Annotated in this window: 14 protein-coding genes; 9 read left to right on the top strand and 5 right to left on the bottom strand. The window is 42.1% G+C overall.

What is annotated here, in order from left to right; all coding sequences use genetic code 11:
* Positions 1–256: 256 nt before the first annotated feature.
* From ACFI6G_RS16680 to istB, 7 genes are all read left to right on the top strand, one after another.
* The gene (locus ACFI6G_RS16680) at positions 257–1,282 is read left to right on the top strand and encodes a sensor histidine kinase (protein WP_046209590.1); all 1,026 of its coding nucleotides are present in this window, start codon (positions 257–259) and stop codon (positions 1,280–1,282) included.
* A complete protein-coding gene (locus ACFI6G_RS16675) occupies positions 1,282–1,980 on the top strand; it encodes a response regulator (protein ID WP_046209540.1) in 699 nt (232 codons plus the stop codon). The genes ACFI6G_RS16680 and ACFI6G_RS16675 overlap by 1 nt, the downstream gene beginning before the upstream one ends.
* 210 nt (positions 1,981–2,190) lie before the next feature.
* Positions 2,191–3,438 (top strand): TrkH family potassium uptake protein, encoded by a 1,248-nt coding sequence (locus tag ACFI6G_RS16670; protein ID WP_261383627.1) that lies wholly within the window; start codon positions 2,191–2,193, stop codon positions 3,436–3,438.
* A gap of 13 nt (positions 3,439–3,451) precedes the next feature.
* A complete protein-coding gene (locus ACFI6G_RS16665) occupies positions 3,452–4,105 on the top strand; it encodes a potassium channel family protein (protein WP_046209541.1) in 654 nt (217 codons plus the stop codon).
* A 1-nt stretch (position 4,106) separates the two neighbouring features.
* Positions 4,107–5,471, top strand: a complete 1,365-nt coding sequence (locus ACFI6G_RS16660; protein ID WP_046209542.1) for a TrkH family potassium uptake protein — start codon at positions 4,107–4,109, stop codon at positions 5,469–5,471.
* Positions 5,472–6,221: 750 nt separating this feature from the next.
* On the top strand, positions 6,222–7,241 hold the full coding sequence (gene istA, locus ACFI6G_RS16655) for an IS21 family transposase (RefSeq protein ID WP_046209543.1): 1,020 nt from the start codon (positions 6,222–6,224) through the stop codon (positions 7,239–7,241).
* Positions 7,238–8,032 carry an IS21-like element helper ATPase IstB gene (istB, locus tag ACFI6G_RS16650; RefSeq protein ID WP_046209544.1) on the top strand — a complete coding sequence of 265 codons (795 nt, stop codon included), beginning with the start codon at positions 7,238–7,240 and terminating at the stop codon, positions 8,030–8,032. Before istA ends, istB begins: the two co-directional genes overlap by 4 nt.
* Before the next feature lie 378 nt (positions 8,033–8,410).
* Here istB and ACFI6G_RS16645 read toward each other — a convergent pair whose 3' ends face one another.
* A complete protein-coding gene (locus ACFI6G_RS16645; protein ID WP_186731580.1) occupies positions 8,411–8,716 on the bottom strand; it encodes a type II toxin-antitoxin system RelE/ParE family toxin in 306 nt (101 codons plus the stop codon).
* 213 nt (positions 8,717–8,929) lie between these two features.
* Here ACFI6G_RS16645 and ACFI6G_RS16640 point away from each other — a divergent pair, with 213 nt between their 5' ends.
* Complete coding sequence (locus ACFI6G_RS16640; RefSeq protein ID WP_046209545.1) at positions 8,930–10,075, top strand: tyrosine-type recombinase/integrase; 1,146 nt, start codon at positions 8,930–8,932, stop codon at positions 10,073–10,075.
* A 72-nt stretch (positions 10,076–10,147) separates the two neighbouring features.
* On the opposite strand, the gene ACFI6G_RS16635 is transcribed toward ACFI6G_RS16640, so the two are convergent.
* Together ACFI6G_RS16635 and acnA are read right to left on the bottom strand one after the other, a co-directional pair.
* Positions 10,148–12,985: an EAL domain-containing protein gene (locus ACFI6G_RS16635; protein WP_231576289.1), complete on the bottom strand. Its 2,838-nt coding sequence runs from the start codon at positions 12,983–12,985 to the stop codon at positions 10,148–10,150.
* A gap of 382 nt (positions 12,986–13,367) precedes the next feature.
* On the bottom strand, positions 13,368–16,124 hold the full coding sequence (gene acnA / locus ACFI6G_RS16630; RefSeq protein WP_046209546.1) for an aconitate hydratase AcnA: 2,757 nt from the start codon (positions 16,122–16,124) through the stop codon (positions 13,368–13,370).
* A 259-nt stretch (positions 16,125–16,383) separates the two neighbouring features.
* Here acnA and ACFI6G_RS16625 point away from each other — a divergent pair, with 259 nt between their 5' ends.
* On the top strand, positions 16,384–16,551 hold the full coding sequence (locus ACFI6G_RS16625) for a hypothetical protein (protein WP_156155701.1): 168 nt from the start codon (positions 16,384–16,386) through the stop codon (positions 16,549–16,551).
* Between the two features lie 115 nt (positions 16,552–16,666).
* Here ACFI6G_RS16625 and ACFI6G_RS16620 read toward each other — a convergent pair whose 3' ends face one another.
* Both ACFI6G_RS16620 and ACFI6G_RS16615 read right to left on the bottom strand, forming a co-directional pair.
* The gene (locus tag ACFI6G_RS16620) at positions 16,667–18,022 is read right to left on the bottom strand and encodes a lyase family protein (protein ID WP_046209547.1); all 1,356 of its coding nucleotides are present in this window, start codon (positions 18,020–18,022) and stop codon (positions 16,667–16,669) included.
* Positions 18,009–19,511, bottom strand: a complete 1,503-nt coding sequence (locus ACFI6G_RS16615; protein ID WP_046209592.1) for an aldehyde dehydrogenase family protein — start codon at positions 19,509–19,511, stop codon at positions 18,009–18,011. Before ACFI6G_RS16615 ends, ACFI6G_RS16620 begins: the two co-directional genes overlap by 14 nt.

Below are 19,511 nucleotides of genomic sequence, written 5' to 3'. Positions count from 1 at the left end.
GGAAACTTTCCGCAGTTCTATCCCGAAATTTTCTTTTGATTCATACAATAGATTGATATTGGTTGTAGTTGATTAAGTTTAGGCTAAGCCTTAACCAATACATAAGTCGAGGAAGTTACGATGCTGTTTGTGGCTTCCTCTGATTGGATATAACATCTCTAGAATTCGCCATTTTTTACGCTTTTTTTACGCGAACCCTGACTGCGTATCTGATAGAGTCGCTGTTAAGATTTTCTTTCAAATGACTTATATGGCAATGAGTTGGCTACAGAAGCGTTATATTTTATCAGCGTCGGTGTTTGTTCTTGCACTTGTCGTCTCTTTAGGACTTGATCACTGGTTAGGCTCAACCATCGCGGTGTTGCTGATACTCCAGCTTTCTATCGTTGTGATTGCCCTTCAATGTCACTCACGAATAGCTTATGTGGCTGGGGTTGCCGAAGCGGTCAGTTTCAACTTCCTCTTTACCACGCCTCGGTATTCGCTTCAGATGTTCCACCTAGATGACATCATTAACTTACTTGTTTTTATTGTGGTTGCCTTTACCACTAGCCAGCTCGCTGAACGATATCGACGCCAACAAAATGCGCTAGAACAAGTGCAACTACGCCACCAAATTTTGCTCTCCGTATCTCATGATTTGAGAACCCCGCTCGCGGGGATTATAGGCAATCTCACCACTTTCAAAGAATATCAGACGCAACTTCAAGCCAAAGAAAAGGATGAACTGCTCGACAGTGCCATCAAAGAAAGCCATCGCTTACACCAATACATAGAGAACCTTTTGCAAGCGACGAAATTGCAGCACGGCGTGGTTCGCATCCAGAAGCAACAAGAATCCATTGTACATATTGTAAAAAGCGTCATTGGCCGTTTCTCTTCATCCATCACAAGTATTGAGGTTGTCGTCAATGGGGCGGTTTCATTGGTTGATGTCAGTCGGGCTTTGCTAGAGCAGGCGTTATTTAATGTATTAGACAATGCGCTGCGCTATTCCCCCAAAGATAAACAGGTCAGTGTGACAATTTATCAGAGTCAGCAGAATGTGATGATTGATGTCTACAACCAAGGCCAATCACTGCAACCTGATGAAGCAGAACGAATGTTCGAGTTGTTTTATTCGGGCAAGGAAAAAAGAAGTGACGATTCTGGCTCAGGCCTTGGGTTGAGTGTGGCAAAAGGCGTGGTCTCAGCCCATCAAGGTCATATCGAATGTGTAGAACTGCAACAAGGTTGTCTGATTAGGATTTCGCTACCAAGCAGTCAACAAGGAGAGCAGTAGTGAACTACAAAATACTGGTGGTGGATGATGAGCCTCAAATCCAAACGTTTATGCGCATTTCATTAGCGTCTGAAGGCTTTGATTACGTGGGAGCAGACTCGTTAGCCACGGCAAAAGTGCAATTTGAGCGTGTTCAGCCGCATGTGGTGGTGCTCGATTTGGGATTGCCTGATGGTGATGGTATCGAGTTCCTCTCGATGATCCGTCAGTCAAGTAAAACACCCGTGCTCATTCTAACGGCACGCGATCAAGAAGAAGAGAAGATCCGCTTGCTTGAAGCAGGAGCTAACGACTATCTCAGTAAGCCGTTTGGCATTAAAGAACTTATTGTACGGATTAAGGTATTACTGCGAGACTTGGTCAGTGACCATTTTAGCGAGGATATCGTTACTTTTAGTGGGATCAAGTTACAAAAAAGTACCCATCAATGCTGGCTGTACGATACCGAAGTCATTCTGACCAAAAAGGAGTTTGCGTTTCTTGAAATGCTCATGATTACACCAGGGCAACTTGTGAAACAGACAGACTTGTTGAGAGAGGTGTGGGGCGAAAGTCATACCGACGATACCCATTATCTGCGCGTACTGGTTAGCCAGTTGCGCAAAAAACTCAACGACAGTGCAGACGAACAACAGCTCATTAAAACCGAATCAGGGATTGGTTACCGTCTAGTTTCGATGGAGCCACCTCGTGATTAATCTCAAGAACACCGTTCGACTCTTTGTCATGCCCATGCTTTGGATGGGGATTGTGCAAGGTTCATTTGGCTTATTGTCGCTGTTTGTATTTCAAGATCATATTTCAGGTGACTTTTTTCTCCTTCGGCGGTAATGATGCTCTCTGCTTTTTTGTTATCTGTTCTATTGCGAAAAAGTGATCTGCATAAAGTCACGTTTCGAGATGCGTTAATGTTTGCCAGTTTAACTTGGGCATTAACAGGCTTCTTAGGTGCATTGTCGATCCATTTCGTTACCAAAGTCAGTATGACTGACGCAATATTTGAGTCCATCAGTGCCTTAACCACCACAGGTGCCACCATCCTGGCTGGCTTGGACGATATGCCAAAATCTTTTCTCTTGTATCGTCAATTTCTTCAGTGGATGGGTGGGTTAGGCGTGGTGATTTTTGTCGTTGCGGTATTGCCCATGCTCAATGTTGGAGGAATGCGACTGCTTAAAGCAGATACGCCTGGACCAATTAAAGATGACAAGCTTTCGCCCCGTATCAATAAGACGGCGCACTATCTATGGGGTGTCTATTTGGCGATTACCGTTGCGTGTGCGTTGGCTTACTATCTTGCAGGGATGTCGGCTTACGATGCTATTGCGCACAGTTTTACCACGGTTTCAACGGGCAGGTTCTCGACGCATGACGCCAGTATGTGGCATTTTGAAAGTCACCTTATCCTTATGCTATCTAACATTTTCATGATGTTGGGCGCGATCAGTTTTGGTCTTCATTTTCGAGTATTTCGAAGTGGTTTTGCAGGGCTACGTCTGTATGTCTCTGATGAAGAGTCAAGAGTATTTATTCTTACAGCGATTGCTCTCTCCTTTGTTTTTGGCTGGTATATTTTTAGCCATTCTGCCTATGACGATTTTCTTACCTCACTAAGTTTTGCCATGTTCAGTGTCGTCTCATTTATGACCAGCACAGGATTTGGGGCGGCGAATTTGGGCAGTTGGCTTGCGGCAAGCGCTCTCTTTTTGGTGTTTTGTGACTATCTTGGTGGTTGCTCAGGTTCAACCGCAGGGGGCAATAAATTTGTGCGCGATATCATCACGTTTAAAGTGATTCGCCGAGAAATTCGTCAGCTTACCCACCCCAGAGCCATTTTGCCGATCCGTTATCAAGGGCGTGTTGTAACCTCTGATGTGACCAATGCCGTGATGGCTTTTATGTCTCTGGCAGCGCTGACCACCGTGGTGTTCACTTTGCTGATGATGGCAATAGGACTGGACTTTTGGTCGTCTTTTACCGCAGTGGTGGCGTGTATCAATGTGCTTGGCCCTGGTTTTGGCGTGGTAGCAAGCAATTTTCAACCTGTTTCTGATACAGGCATCTGGATATTAAATCTGGCAATGATCCTTGGCCGACTGGAATACTTCACGGTGTTAGCCATAGCCATGTTATTGCCCCACTTTTGGAAAAAATAATAAAGGTATTGTTATGGCACATTTTACTGTCATTGGACTTGGGCGTTTTGGTATCGCGGCCAGTCTTGAATTGATCCATCTAGGACACACAGTGACGGGCGTTGATCGCGACCCAAAAATTGTTGAGAAATATGTCGAGGAGTTAACGCAAGCCATTATTTGTGACTCTACCGATGAGAATGCGCTGCGTGAATTAGATCTTGGCAACAGTGAAGCGGTATTGATCGCGATTGGGGAAGATATGCAGTCAAGTTTGCTTTGCACTTTGGCATTGAAAAATCTCGGTGTTAAAGAGATTTGGGTTAAGGCCAGTACCAAAGCACATCACACCATAGTGTCGAAACTTGGCGTTCGACGTATTATCCATCCAGAAGAGGAAATGGGCGTGCGTGTCGCTCAGGCACTAAACTACCCTATGGTGAATAACTACTTGTCCTTAGGTCATGGCTTGTATGTGGTTGAAATTCATATCAGAGCGTCATTACACGACACACCGATTGGACAAATTCTTGGTGATGCCAAAGGCAGTGTGCAAACGGTTCTCATCAAACGTGAACAAGACGTGCTCAATCAAATTGGTCATGATTTTGTCTTGAAAGCGAATGATATCATTCTGTTGTGCGGCACTCGCGCTGAGCTAAAATACCTCGCTCCAAGGTTGGTGTGATATGGTTCAGTGGCATCCCTCTATCACGCCGATAGAACGTAAACCCAAGTCAGGAAAAAAAATAGTGGGTGCGCCGCCACTAATTTTAAGTGGCAGCTTTTTACTGCTCATCTTGCTGGGTACGGCATTACTCAAACTGCCTATCGCGGTTCATGAGCCTATCACTTGGATACAGAGTTTGTTCACGGCTACCTCAGCCGTAACGGTGACAGGGCTAGTGGTGGTTGATACAGGCACTCAGTTCACCTTATTTGGGCAAGTTGTCATCGCTTTACTCATTCAGTGTGGTGGCCTCGGACTCATGACCTTTGCTATTGTGACCTTGATTGCTTTGGGAGGGAAAATCGGCTTTTTAGAGCGTACCGTCGCAAGAGAAGCATTTAATCAAACCGACTCCTCAACGCTTGTTGCGACCGCTAAATCCGTGCTTATGTTTGCTCTGACCGTCGAACTGGTTGGGATGACCATACTGACCTGGTATTGGAGCGATGAGCTTGGCTGGGCAACCAGTCTATTTCACGGTTTTTTCTATACCATCAGTGCATTTAATAATGCAGGGTTTGCCTTAAGTGCTGATAGCTTAATGCCTTATGTGGATGACCCCGTCGTTAACCTGACGATTACAGGATTATTTATCATTGGCGGGTTAGGCTTTTCGGTTTGGATGGATTTAAAGCGAAACCGTCGCTGGTCAAAGCTGACGGTTTATAGCCGCATGATGATAACGGGAACCGTGCTTATCAATGCCGTGGCATTGATAGCTATCTACCTAATCGAGCGTGATAACCCCAACACCTTAGCGCCACTCAGCGAACTCGGTAAGTGGCTGGCTTCTTGGTTTCAGGCCGTGACTCCACGAACCGCAGGCTTTAATACACTTGCGATTGACCAACTCGAAGATGCAACAACGGCAATTATTCTAGTGCTGATGTTCATTGGTGGTGGTTCGTTAAGTACCGCAAGTGGCATCAAAGTTGTCACCTTTATGGTATTGATTTTATCGACGTACGCTTACTTACGTCGTGATGAGCAAATCCATGTGTTTAAACGTGAAATCGCGAAAGATACGATCAGCAAAGCTCTTGCACTGACGATGATTTCGGTTGTGGTGACGTGGTTAGCCATCTTTGCATTACTGTTGACGGAAAATGCCCCGATGATAGATGTCGTGTTTGAAGCGGTTTCAGCATTAGGTACGGTGGGTTTATCTCGTGGTTTAACAGGTCAGCTTTCCGCATCGGGTGAACTCATTATCATCTTTATGATGTATATGGGAAGATTGGGACCATTAACCTTTGCGTACTTTTTAGCCAGCCCACGCCAGAAAAAACTGCGTTTTGCGGAGACAAAATTAGCCATTGGATAAGTTTTCAAGGCTAACACAAGGAAGTGCTCAAATGCTTAATGAATTAACATTTATTGCAATCTCACAACCGTAAACAGCTTTAATTGCCAGTAGTGCGAATTACTGCGGGTGTCTTCTTATAAAAACTCTCGTGGTGAAAATTAGCTGTGAAGTAGATAAGAAGATTTACGCGTTGTAGACATACAAACTTCATTGCAGGACTACTTGAAATAATCTGAAATATTAGCGTACTCCAGAGATCGTAACTCAGAAATGACCAGAACCTTCACAGATGGCACTTCTCAATTCAGAAGTGCCCTATTATTGGCGAGACCTTTTACTCATTCACACCCTGTTCATGGGCTTTTACCGCACTAAAACTTATCCATTCTTCTCATGTTGTTAATCCCCGAGGTGTTTCAAGGGGTGTAGATTCCACCTTTCCTTCAGCGTTAGCTAACCTTAAGTTCTTTTTCGATCAGTTTGTAGGTGTTGAGGTAGTTTTTGATTTCTTCAGAACTCGCTTTCTGTCGGTTAGGCCAATCAAGCTCACTAATCATTACAGAACCTAGCCCATAAAAGCCGATTCAATAAAGGCAGCTTTCTGCTCAACTGTCGAGACTAAGTCGCGCTGCCAAACAGGTAGAAGCCAATAAATCGGTTTGTCCAAGGAGCTGTCAGCGCCGATGTAAAAATGACCCACTAACGCCGATTTAAAATTGACCCACTTGAGGCAAACTATCCGTTCGTAAATGGACAAAGCGGCGGATTATGATCAATCAGGAGCAACTAGTGGAAATACATGTTTTACATCAGCAAGGGTGCAGCATCCGCCGTATCGCCAAGGATTTGGGTATCTCAAGGAATACCGTTCGTAACTATCTCCGTGATAGAAGCAAAGCCCTCGTGTACCCCGAGCGTCAATCGCGACCAACTAAACTTCAGCCATACCATGACTACTTGCGTACTCGCATTGACGCAGCAAAACCGTATTGGATACCAGCAACAGTCCTACTTCGTGAATTAAAAGCGCTTGGCTATGAGGGCGGTATAACGATGCTCAAGGAGCACATCAAGCAATACAAACCTAGCACGCCAGTCGACCCCGTGGTTCGATTCGAGACAAAGCCTGGTGAGCAGATGCAGGTCGACTTCACTACCATCACGCATTACGGCGTACGTGTTAAAGCCTTCGTTGCAACGCTTGGTTATAGCAGAGCGACCTTCGTTCGCTTTTGCGAGCGAGAGCGACAAGAAGACTGGGTTGAAGGTCTTGAAGAAGCGTTTGAATACTTCGGTGGCGTACCCAAAGAAGTTCTCTTCGATAATGCAAAAGCCATCATGATAGAACGAGATGCTTACGGTGAAGGTGAACACCGATGGAATCCTATGTTGCTCACTGCCGCTAAGAAATACAACTTCAAACCAAGAGCTTGCCGCCCTTATCGCGCAAAGACCAAAGGGAAAGTGGAGCGATTTAACTCTTACTTGAAAAGTAGCTTCGTTACTCCGCTTGCAGCGACACTCAAACAACACGGACTTAAAGTCACCGTCGATGTTCTTAATGGGCATATCGGCGCGTGGTTAGAAACCGTCGCTCACCAACGGATCCACGGTACGACGGGTACAAAGCCTCAAGTTCTCTTAGATGAAGAGCGCTTTACACTTCAACCCCTCACGTCACCGACACGCCTAATGGTACCGCTAACAATGGGTGATAATGTAATGCCAGTTGAGAGCTTCCAACACCCACTCTCAACCTATGACGCGCTGTTGGAGGTACGAGTATGAACCTTCAAATGAATCGCATCGAAGCGGCCTGTGCAGCGCTGAAGTTACAAGCTATAGGTCAGGACTGGCCAAGACTGGCAGAAGTCGCTAATAGTCGTGAGTTCAGCCTAGCCGATTACTTAGAGTCACTTCTCAACGCAGAGCTTGATGCGAGAGCTGAACGCACAAGAGCCACGCTGACCAAATTCGCCAGCTTCCCTATGGAGAAAACATTCGATGACTATGACTTCAAGTTCGCAACAGGCGCTCCAAGAAAACAGCTTAAGGAGCTAACAGGGTTAGCCTTTATTGAGCGAAAGGAAAACGTGATATTACTTGGCCCAAGTGGCGTTGGTAAAAGCCACCTTGCTGTGAGCCTTGGTCAAATAGCGGTTCAAAAGGGTCTAAAGACACGCTTCATCACAGCAGCAGACTTAATGCTTCAACTGTCTACAGCAAAAACTCAAGGCAAGCTTGAAAGCTACCTGAGACGAAGCGTGCTCGCTCCAAAGCTTCTTATCGTCGATGAAATCGGATATCTACCGTTCGGCAGAGAAGAGGCGAACTTGTTCTTCAACGTCATCGCTAAAAGATACGAGCAAGGCAGCATTATCGTGACCAGTAACTTGCCGTTCTCTCAATGGTCAAATGCGTTCGCCGACGATACGACACTGACGGCGGCGTTACTGGATAGACTTCTTCATCACTCGCACATCGTACAAATCAGTGGAGAAAGCTATCGATTACGAGGAAAGAAGGCGGCTGGAACCATACCAACGGTTCTAGAGAATCTATCTGAAAGTAGAAGTTAATTACGTGGGTGGGTCAGTTTTACTTCGGCGATAACGTCGATAAGTGGGTCAATTTTAAACTGGCGTTGACAGAGCATCACTTGGTTCTTTGCCACCACAAATGAGTATTTCTAATGGGCGTGATTCAGAGTTAAATCTAATAATTGATTTTGGTAATCTACTCATCTTATTTCCCTAAAGCACTTTAATAATCAAGCCTTCAGCGATGAAATTAACACTTCACTGCCGACAGGCAGCTTAGCCTTGGGTAAGCATGCTGATAGACTTAAGGTTACATATCAACGCTGTACGTAAAAAATATGTAGTATAATTAGACATATACCTCATTCGTTCCACACAAAGTACCAGGCACAAAAAAGCCTCGTGCTTGGCGAGGCTTTAGTCATCTAAATGTTCTGGATACATCTCGATAAAAGTTTCCTGACTGCCCAACGCCATTAGGGTCAAGACTAACGTCCCGTCTTCATTGTAGTTGTACCCGAGCAAGGTGAGCTGTTTGTTTATCTTAAACTTGTGCACCCTAAGAAAAGACAAATTACCTTTCTTCATCACGCCAATAAAAGGGTTTTCTGTAACCTCTTTCACTGCTTTATCTAGCTCTTGTTTCTGGTTTTTGTGTAGCTTTTTTACAGCCTTGGCAAATGTCGTAGTTTGCTCAATCTTTGTTACTTTCGCTAAATTCATAAGAGGTCGTATTCCCGCGCTCTAATTCGGCATGAGCGATTATTGCCTGTAGTACGAACTCATAGGTTAAGTCAGGGTTATCTTCCATGAGCTTGCCTAGATTTAACAACACAAGAAAAAGATAGCTTCTTGGTTTGAGGGATACCAAGTTACCTAAAGCATAATAGTGTGATATAATTACATTTATATCACACTATGGATGTGGAATTTATTATGGATAGCAAAAAGCTAGTTATCAAACAAAACCAAGTGACGCTGTCACACTTAAAATCTCAAAAAGAAACACAAGAACAGTGGTCAACGCAAAAAGAAACACTCAAACGATTTAAGGTTCAGTTGCCCGACTTAACTGACAGTTTTGCACCTGATTGGCATGAGTTGCCTAAAGTTCTAAAACAACTGCAGGTGTTTGATGACAATCGCGGCGGTCTCAGCACAAACACATTAAAGATGTTGTCCTTCGTACTGCGAAAGTGGGACTATTATTGTAAAGCCGAAGCAATATATAGTTTCCCTATTAATGAACACATCTTATTAAATTGGTTCCGAGCATTAAAAATCGAAGGTGTGAAAATTAATACCCTTCGACAATATCGAGCCCAGTTAAGTTTGTTCCATAAAATAATGGAAATTGAAGACATAACAAAAAAGCTCTCTGTGAAAACCTTTTTCACTTCGCTTCCGAAAGATGAAATGGAAATTACAGGAGAACAACTTATTGATTTACAAGCAAAACCGTTCAAGAAGGTTCATTTAAATAAACTAATGGATACCTGGGGTAACCACAAGTACCCGATGAGGTTCAGAGACTTAACTGTCCTTACTGTTGCTTATGGAACTTTACTACGTGAATCAGAAATTGGGGCTATACGCAAAAAACATATAACGATATTGGATAATCGGGATGTTAACATTGATCGTGTCTCATCGAAAACTAGTATTAGCCCTGAGCCTAAGCGATTAACAGGTCGCTTTGCGTCCATTCTTCGCACGTATTTAATAGAGTATTGTGACAATCTAGAAGACAATGAATATATCTTCAGTTGGCTTACATCAAAAGGCCAGAGGCCAGCGGCGTACAGAGAAACACCAATGTCTGGCATGACCGTTGATAGAATTTACCAACGTGCACATCGATGTTTAGAACAATCAGGTGACGTTGTAACTAGCAAGCGTCATCATCGAGACATCTGGAGTGGCCACTCTAGCCGTGTTGGTGCGCTGCAAGATGGTTATGCCACCGGGTTAAGCCTAACCCAATTAATACAGTTAGGAGACTGGAAAAGTGACAGTATGGTCCTTAGATATTTAAGAGGATTAGATAATGAAAAAAGTCCCAACCTTTTGTTGCAGGATTAACCCACTAAATCATTTCAATATTCACGAAGTACGAATTTTTATATTGAACCGATATTTAGATAAAGCTCGGGGCTATATTAAGAGTGGCTTAAAAGTTGAGTTACTCTCTCTCGAACCAACGATATTATTACCACGAGCAGGTGTTTTTTTAGAAAGCCATTTTAAGTAATCGACTTCGTTTAAAGGTTTAGATATAAAGTATCCTTGGAAAGTATCATAACCCAGTTCTTGTAGAACTTTAAGTTGTTCTAAGGTTTCAACACCTTCGACGATAGGCTGTAGATTTAATACCTCACAGAAAACTAAAATCCCTTTTAGAATACCACGTTCTGTTTCTCTAATTGTATGCCTTATAAACCTCTGATCTACTTTTAGTGTGTTAATTGGTAATTTCTGCAAATATGTTAATGTAGAATAACCAGTACCGAAATCGTCGATAGAAAACGAAACCCCAAACTCTTTACATTTCTTTATTGATTCTGCTGCCGTCTCTATATTGTCGACAGCATGCGTTTCCAATATTTCAACTTCGAGTAATAATAAATTCTTTTCATTTCCCTGTAACACTTTCTCTTTGAGTATAAGAGCAAGTTCTTTAGCTATAAAAGAGTGTGATATATTAATACTTAAAGGGCAGTGATAACCAATTGAACGCCAATGTTGAATTGTATCGAGGGCTTTATTGATAACCCAATTATCAAGGGTGTCTGACAAACCAAGCTTATAGATCTCAGGTAAGAATTGTCCAGGTCCAAGAAGTCCCTTAATTGGGTGATTCCATCTGATAAGAGCCTCACAACCGACTAATGAATTATCCCTAGTACAGACTTTAGGTTGGAAGTGAAAGATAAACTGATTGTCATGTAGACCTCGAAGTATTTCATTCTTAATATTGTGTTCATTTAATTCAATTCTGTCACCTTCATGCAAAAAGTAAACTTGGTTTTGGCCTTGTTGTTTCGCCTCATAAAGGGCAAATTCAGACTGTCTTATTAGTTGTTCAGGTTTTGCGTATGTTTCGTTTGGAAAAGTACTTATACCAGCACAAACGGTAAGTTCGCATTGAGAACCTTTATGCGAAAGATTTAGCGGGAGTTGATTCTTAAAATAAGAAAAGTCATTGTAGACATCATCACTTAGTTTTTCGATAATGATGTAAAACTCATCCCCACTCAAACGAATCACAGCTCCATTTTCTTTTATTAAATTGCTGATTTTAAAGTGAAAATCATTAAGAAATTCATCTCCAAATGTATGTCCAAACTTTGAGTTCACATGTTTAAAATTATCAATATCTATAATAGCGAGAAGGAGTGTTGAAGAAGTATTGACTGCTCGAGACATTGCATTAGACAATTGTGTGTATAAGTCTACTCGATTAATTAGGCCATGTGTAGGGTCAAGGTAAGCGATTTGCTCAATGATTTTTTCTTGTTGTTTAAGCTGTGTAATATCAGTCGATGCACCACATAGAGCATACACATTACCACTTTTATCGAATAACGGCACTTTTCGTGTATTTACTGTTTGTTGTTGTCCAGAATCTCTTCGCCAGTAAGTTTCTATTTCACAATATTCAACACCAGTATCCATAACACTGTTGTCGATAGTATTAATTTCATTAGCTATCTCAGGAGGGAAAAAATCAGTGTCTTTCTTTCCAGATACAGTATCTACATATTGGTTAAACTGCTCACGCATCTTTTTATTAGCATAAATATATTTTCCCTGTCGATTTTTAAGATATATGTAATCATCTACCGTATCTAAAATTGATTTAAGTTTTAGTTGTTCGTTATTAATTATTTTTTGTCTGATGAATACGTATGACAACAATGCAAAGAGTACTGTTACAGCCAACAACAATAATATTGAAATAATATCTTGATTTTTTTTGTAGAAAGATTGAGGTTCATTAATATAAATACTATTAATAGGTAGTCTTTTAATGTCTATGTTATTTTTTTTCAACTGTATAAAATCAAAATATGCAATAGTAGGAGCCTTTGTTATAATATCAGGCAGTTCAATATTATCGATGTTAAGAGTTTTTAAAATCAACTCCCCAGCGATAAAAGCTTGTACCTCATGACTCAAAATAATACCACCAGTAGCTCCTTGACCAATACCATGTTTATATGGATGATATATTGAGGTTTCTGTATTATTAGTAATAAAGGTAAGTGACTCATCAAAACTCAAGTGGCTGCTATTGGAATCTTGATATGCAGATAAAAGTATGATTGGATTTTTTTCCCTGTCTAATAAAGAAAGTTTCCCCGACAATTCTTCCCATGTTAAATATGATAAGTCTAAAACTCTCAGGAATTCGCTTGAGTTATTTATCTTATTTTTTAGCTCCACCAAGTCAGCTTGGCCAGAAGTTGAAGAGTCTACAATAACTGTTAATGTACTAATTCTAGGATGAATAGATTGAATTAATTTGACGTTTTCTTCTAAAGGAGTGTGCTCCATAACGCCTTTGATATCTGAATCGTGAGATAAACTAATCGATTTTTTTTGATCGTTTACTCCCATAAACACTATAGGAAGGCTTTTAAATAACCCTTCCCTGTTATTGATCACAAAGTTTAGCGCGTTGTCATCCGTACTTAGAACTAAGTCATAACTTGTTTTTGATACTTTAAGCTTGTGTGATAAAGAAGCTTTAAAGTTATCTATGTTCGTTTTCCCGGGAAATCTTTTTGAATCCATGTAGTGGACGTCTAGTTCAATATTTTGTCCTTTTAAAGCGTTACTCAACCCTATTTCAATAGATTTATACGAAGGGAAATTTGTGTGATACGAATGTACGACCAAAACTTTCCATTGCTCTTTAGCGTAAAGCGAGTGGCTTAAAATGATGCTTATGATCGTAAGGCATAGCTTAAAATAGCTATTTAATTTCAATGTCAAATCCTTATTCCTGAGCATAGTTAATTGCTTCTCATAAGAGTATAGTTGCATTTAAATGCAACTGCTATTACAGCACATAATATACCACCTATTGATAGTCGAAATCTTGCCAGTATGAACTATCGTTATCGGTGGGATTGATTTATAAAGCCTATCAATGCTTAAAAATTCGATACCAGGGGTCTCCGGTGAAATTGTTGAAGTTGGCGCTAAAGTCTCAAACTGGGAAGTTGGAGATCAAGTACCATACCTGTTCCTATTGAGACCGTACTAAGTTGGTAGTTCTAAGGCGCTTCTGAAGATACCCTCAAGCAAGGAAACGGCTCACCTTCAAGCCTCAGTAGGCACTGCATTCCAGATAAGCCGACTTAACTTGCTATGATTTTTCTTTTAGCATTTCCCGAACCACATAATGCAAAATACCACCATGTTTGAAGTAGGTAGCTTCAGTGCTCGTGTCGATGCGCGATAACAGATTGCAGCGCTTATTCGTGCCATCGGGATAGTTTATAAGCATGGTGTAAGTCTGCCCCGGTTGAATATCTCCTGATAGACCTTCTACAGTTATGGTTTCTTTACCACAGAGTCCAAGGCTTAGCCTGTCGGTACCTTTTGGGAACTGTAACGGTATAACGCCCATACCGATGAGGTTAGAACGATGAATTCGTTCATAAGACTCGGCCACTACTGCCTTCACACCTAACAGTCGGGTGCCTTTTGCAGCCCAATCTCGGCTCGATCCTGTTCCATACTCTTTCCCAGCTATCACAACCAAAGGGGTGTTATTTTCTTGATACTTCATGGCTGCATCGTAAATCGTCATTTGCTCACCGGTGGGTATATACGTGGTATAGCCACCTTCTATATTCTGCAGCATTTCATTTCGAATCCGCACGTTGGCAAATGTCCCTCTCATCATGACTTCATGGTTTCCTCGTCGAGATCCATAAGAATTGAAATCTGTGGACTCCACACCATGAGATTGCAAGTATATACCTGCTGGAGTGTCTGGTTTGAATGAACCTGCTGGAGAGATATGATCGGTCGTAACCGAATCACCCAGTAGCGCTAATATGCTCGCATTCTTAATGTTCTCAATCGTGTCAGGTTGTGCTTGCATACCGATGAAAAATGGTGGCTGTTGAATATAGGTTGATTTGTCGGACCAGGTGTAGACTTTGCTTCTCGGAGCTTTAAGCGCTTTCCAGTTGTCATCACCTTCAAACACTTCGCCGTATTCGTTATGAAACATCTCGGTTTTCACGCGTAACATGGCTTCATCGATTTCTTGCTGAGTTGGCCAGAGATCCTTGAGATAGACGTTATTTCCATTCGCATCAATACATAAAGGGTCTTTAGTTAGGTCAAGCCGCACACTGCCTGCAAGCGCGTACGCGACCACTAATGGTGGCGAGGCCAACCAGTTAGTTTTCACCAAAGGATGAACCCGGCCTTCAAAATTACGGTTCCCTGAAAGCATTGAAGCGACGGTAAGATCGTTATCTATAATGGCCTTTTCTACGACAGGCGGCAAAGGACCGGAGTTGCCAATACAAGTGGTGCACCCATAACCCACTAAGTTAAACCCCAGTTGGTCTAAGCTTTCCTGAAGTCCTGTAACTTTCAAGTAGTCGGTGACTACCTTGGAGCCCGGAGCAAGAGATGTCTTTACCCAAGGCTTGGTTTGCAATCCTCTTTTTATTGCTTTTTGGGCTAGGAGCCCAGCGGCGATCATGACGCTCGGGTTCGATGTATTAGTACATGAGGTGATAGCTGCAATGACTACTGAACCGGGCATAAGATGCGTTTTCACACAGTCGATATCTAAATTGGCATTGCTTATCGGGTTAGCGTTACTGTCGGTACTGTTCTGATCTTCGCTTCGTTTAATTTTCTTATCTTGTTTCTGTGGCGTCACTTCCGTTGTTTTCATGAAAAGGTCGAATGCTGACTTAATATTCTCAAGAGAAACGCGATCTTGGGGGCGCTTCGGCCCGGCAACACTTGCTTCCACTTTGCCCATATCAAGTTCTAGGTGATCAGTGTAAATCGGTTCATGATTTGGCTCGCGCCATAACCCTTGAGCCTTAGAATAAGCCTCAACCAAAGCTATCTGAGATGCTTCTCGGCCGGTAAGCTCTAGGTATTTCAATGTTTGCTCATCGACCGGAAAGAAGCCACATGTTGCGCCATATTCAGGCGCCATATTGGCAATTGTCGCTCGGTCGGCGACGGGCATATCTTTCAATCCATCCCCATAGAACTCGACAAATTTACCAACGACCCCTTTTTTGCGTAACATCTCGGTCACGGTGAGCACAAGATCGGTCGCATTAATGCCTTCACGCAATTTTCCGGTAATTTTGAAGCCGACAACCTCAGGGATGAGCATAGAAACTGGTTGGCCTAGCATGGCCGCCTCTGCTTCTATGCCGCCAACTCCCCAACCTAAAATGCCTAAGCCATTAATCATTGTTGTATGAGAATCGGTCCCTACAAGCGTATCAGGGTAGGCAATCGTTTTTCCGTCGAACTCTTTATACCAGATGGTCTTACCTAGATACTCGAGGTTTACTTGGTGGCAGATCCCCGTTCCTGGAGGAACCACGCGGAAGTTATCAAAAGCTTGTTGCCCCCATCTTAAAAATTCATACCGTTCTTGGTTTCGTTGCATTTCAATACTTACATTATCTTTGAAGGATGAAGTATCACCGAAGCGGTCAACCATCACCGAGTGGTCAATCACTAAGTCAACAGGGGTTAAAGGGTTAATTAATGCAGGGTCTTTACCTGACAGCCGGACCGCTTCCCGCATCGCTGCCAGATCCACTACACTTGGAACGCCAGTAAAATCCTGCATGAGAACTCGAGCTGGTCGAAATGGGATCTCGGTATCAGACCTGCGCGATTTTAACCACTCTGCCATAGCACTTATATGCGTTTTAGTGACAGTAAAAGAGTCTTCATTACGTAAAAGGTTTTCCAGCAGGACTTTCAGACAAAAAGGTAATTGGCTTAGATCGCCTAATGTGCTTTCAGCTTTTGACAGGCAGTAATAGTGATAGTGCTGGCCGCCCACCGTTATCACTGAAAGTGTATTCAAGCTGTCTTTACTCCATTGTTCGCTTGGCATGAAGTGCCTCCTATTATACAGTGCGCAATACGGCTGCTTGTGAGCATATCAACCCTGTTGATTGACCAACCGACGTGTTCTTAATTTAGTATGACAAACTTTAGGAAAAGTGTAGGTCGTTCTATTGAAGAGCTGGGGCAACGTCGATGTTTCGTTGAAATAACGTTGAGTTAATTGATGAATTAATAGGCTTGTTCGATAGTACTAACATAAGTGTGTCATAACCCATTATGAAAATAAAATAAGGTTTTACGCAGCAATGAAAGTAAAAATTGAGAAGATCAATGATGGTGAAGATTTCTTCAACATTCCAGAAATACTGCGAAACGAATTGCAATGGGATGGAGGCGATCAAATCGAAAGGAGGATGTGTTTGTTAAATGGAAGCTATTTGATTCAGCAAGAACGGGCATCTTTCGTGCCCTAGTAGTGAACTTATTGCTTGGTCTCTCATATATGTAAATACAGTGGCCATTTTTAGTTGACCACTTTTTTACTTACAGTCTCCTGTTCATAGGTTTATTGATTGAGCTGGCAGTGTACTACTGAGGTTTCGACTCAATATCTTGTAAAATTAAACCTCGATTTCTCCCGTGACGCCCCAACAATTCAGACGTTTTCTTATACCCAATCGATTTTTTTAATTCAAAAGCAAAGGGAATAAACGCTTTAGCATTGGCTAGTGCTGTCTTTTCATTAACCTGTACACCTAAAATACATGAGCTTGTCAAAACACTTACGCCAGAAGACAAGGTCGTGACAGCATCAATAAGGTTTGTCGTAAGCACCATCCCCCAAGGGTTATAATCTAGTTCACCATGTTGATTGGTTAACGAAGCGCTATAACAATGACCTAAAGCTTGTATTCCACATTGAATCATATACTCAGGAATAGTAGGGTTAATCTTACCAGGTAATGCACTCGAACCAGGTTGAACTTCGGGTAAAATAATCTCACCAAAACCAGTATCAGGACCAGAAGATAATAGGCGTATATCTTTAGCAACCTTAATAAGAAAGTTAGATAGGTTATTGATACAACCTACCAAACTATTTAAAGCATCAAAGCTCTGACTACACTGTATAAGATTATCATGCTGATAATATGACTCGCTGGTTAATTTCTGAATTTCAAATAAGCAACCATCAAAAAACTCTTGTTCACAATCATCCCTACGACCAATTACATTACCTCCAAGGTTTAACGCAAGCAACGATGTTAAGTGCCTCTCAATGTCACAATCAAAGCCGCTTAACGAACCTTTAATTCCTACCCAATAGTCAGAAAAATGTATCATCACCGCATCTTGTAAGCATGTGCGAGCGATCTTCTCATTGTCACGATGCGCTTGAGCCAGAAAATCAAAACCGGCAATCAATTGAGACAATGACACTCTTAGTTCTTTGAGCTCATTTCGAATTGCAATGGTCGATGCTGATTGTAGGCAATCACTCGTAGAGTGATTCAAATTAATATGGTCATTAGGGTGTGCCGGATGATATTGACCATAAGACACATTATAATATTGGTCATTAACTAAGTTTGCCACAACCTCATTTATATTCATGTTAGTAGAAATTCCACCACCGCCATGAAACGCATGAACAGGAAAAAGTTCTGGTTGATATGAGTCAATTAACCCCAAGCAAACCTTAGAGATAGACTTACCTAAGTTCTCATCGATAAATGAATATTTAACGTTCGTCATAGCCGAAGAAGCTTTAATTAGTAACATAGCCTTAACTAGAGAGGGATATTCTCCCAAACTCTTCGCGTGAGATGATGCATACAAATTAATTGCTCTTTGAGTTTGTGCTCCATACGGTGCCAAAACGGGCACCGATACTTCTCCAATGCCATCCGCCTCTACACGAACGTTCGCATCAGTCGTTACCATTGTAGACCCAAATAGATTTAGTTTTGGTATATGACGCTAAGGAGTGGATAGCCATCTCCTTCCCCCAACCACTTTGTCTAAAACCACCAAACGGGCTACTCAAACCATAACAACCGTAACGATTAATATAAAACATACCAGAGTCAATTTTATGAGCAAATTTATGTGCACGTTTGATATCGCCTGTGTATACACCAGCGGCTAAGCCATAAGTAGTGGAGTTTGCTATCTTAATAGCCTCATCATCGGTCTTAAAAGGTATACAACACAACACGGGTCCAAAAATCTCTTCTTGAGCAATACGCGATAGTGGCGGAACCTTAGAGAAAATGGTGGGACGAATATAATAGCCCTTCTCATTACCATTCGACAAATCTTGGTATCCGCCTGCAACTAACTCAGCTTCTTTCTTACCAACGTCTATATAAGACATTATTTTATCAAACTGTGCTTTATTACACTGCGGTCCTTGCTCACTGTTTTCATCAAAGGGATGTCCACATTTAACCGAATTCGCTTTTGCAACCAACTTATCAACTACGTAATCATATATCGATTCCTCAATAAGAAAACGAGTAGGCTCAGAACACTTTTCTCCTTTGTGGGAAAACATCACAGTAAAAGCACGATCGATAGCAGAGTCAAGATCTGGTGCGTCTTCAAAAAAAATGCACGGGGATTTTCCGCCAAGTTCTAGTGTTGTCGCTTTAAGATTAGACTTACTACTATTCTCAATTATCTTTCGACCAATAGGTGTACTACCAGTAAATGACACCTTGTGAATGTTATCACTCAATGTCAAAGCATTAGCAGCTTTACCATCCGTAAGAATTAAATTCAGAACACCACTCGGCAATTTTATTGATTGAGTGATCAATTCAACCAGAAAAATCGACGTTAAAGGCGTATACTCCGATGGTTTAAGGACAACCGTATTTCCCATTGCCAATGCTGGGGCCAACTTTAAGGCAGTTTGATAAAGAGGAAAGTTCCAAGGTGCAATTAATGCACAAGCGCCTACCGGTTCCTTACTTGTGTAATTAATATAATCAATATCTACTGGTGAGGTCTCACCATAGTATTTATCTGTCCAACCCGCGTAGTACTCAAAGATATCTGCGCATGTAGGAATATCATCCGCTAGAGACTCACTCAAAAGCTTACCATTGGCAAGCGTCTCAAGTACCGATAGCTTCTCAACATTTTCGCGAATTAAACGAGCAATTTGATGAAGAACACTCGACCTTACTGCTCGAGGGGTACTCGCCCATTCCCCAAAATCATGTGCATCAGATGCCGACTGAGCGGCTTTTTCCACTAATGATTCGGAAGCCATTGGAAATGAACAGATCTCGGATTTGTCAGCGGGATTAATGACTACCCACGATGCAGCATCACCAGTAACCCATTGGTTACCAATATACTGATATTTTGGTTTAGCTGCCCAGTCAGTTGCCCAAGCAATCGTTTCTTGTAATGAATTTGTCAT

Source organism: Vibrio sp. PSi01 (assembly GCF_054960695.1).
The sequence above is the reverse complement of the archived record's forward strand: the minus strand, read 5'-3'. Positions and strand labels throughout refer to the sequence as shown.

Excerpts from the sequence above, each read along its gene's own strand:
- acnA (WP_046209546.1), bottom strand. The coding sequence starts at position 16,124 with ATGCCAAGCGAACAATGGAGTAAAGACAGCTTGAATACACTTTCAGTG.
- ACFI6G_RS16620 (WP_046209547.1), bottom strand. The coding sequence starts at position 18,022 with ATGGTAACGACTGATGCGAACGTTCGTGTAGAGGCGGATGGCATTGGA.
- ACFI6G_RS16640 (WP_046209545.1), top strand. The coding sequence starts at position 8,930 with ATGGATAGCAAAAAGCTAGTTATCAAACAAAACCAAGTGACGCTGTCA.
- ACFI6G_RS16645 (WP_186731580.1), bottom strand. The coding sequence starts at position 8,716 with ATGAATTTAGCGAAAGTAACAAAGATTGAGCAAACTACGACATTTGCC.
- ACFI6G_RS16665 (WP_046209541.1), top strand. The coding sequence starts at position 3,452 with ATGGCACATTTTACTGTCATTGGACTTGGGCGTTTTGGTATCGCGGCC.
- ACFI6G_RS16660 (WP_046209542.1), top strand. The coding sequence starts at position 4,107 with ATGGTTCAGTGGCATCCCTCTATCACGCCGATAGAACGTAAACCCAAG.
- ACFI6G_RS16670 (WP_261383627.1), top strand. The coding sequence starts at position 2,191 with ATGTTTGCCAGTTTAACTTGGGCATTAACAGGCTTCTTAGGTGCATTG.
- istB (WP_046209544.1), top strand. The coding sequence starts at position 7,238 with ATGAACCTTCAAATGAATCGCATCGAAGCGGCCTGTGCAGCGCTGAAG.
- istA (WP_046209543.1), top strand. The coding sequence starts at position 6,222 with ATGATCAATCAGGAGCAACTAGTGGAAATACATGTTTTACATCAGCAA.
- ACFI6G_RS16615 (WP_046209592.1), bottom strand. The coding sequence starts at position 19,511 with ATGACAAATTCATTACAAGAAACGATTGCTTGGGCAACTGACTGGGCA.
- ACFI6G_RS16625 (WP_156155701.1), top strand. The coding sequence starts at position 16,384 with ATGAAAGTAAAAATTGAGAAGATCAATGATGGTGAAGATTTCTTCAAC.
- ACFI6G_RS16680 (WP_046209590.1), top strand. The coding sequence starts at position 257 with ATGAGTTGGCTACAGAAGCGTTATATTTTATCAGCGTCGGTGTTTGTT.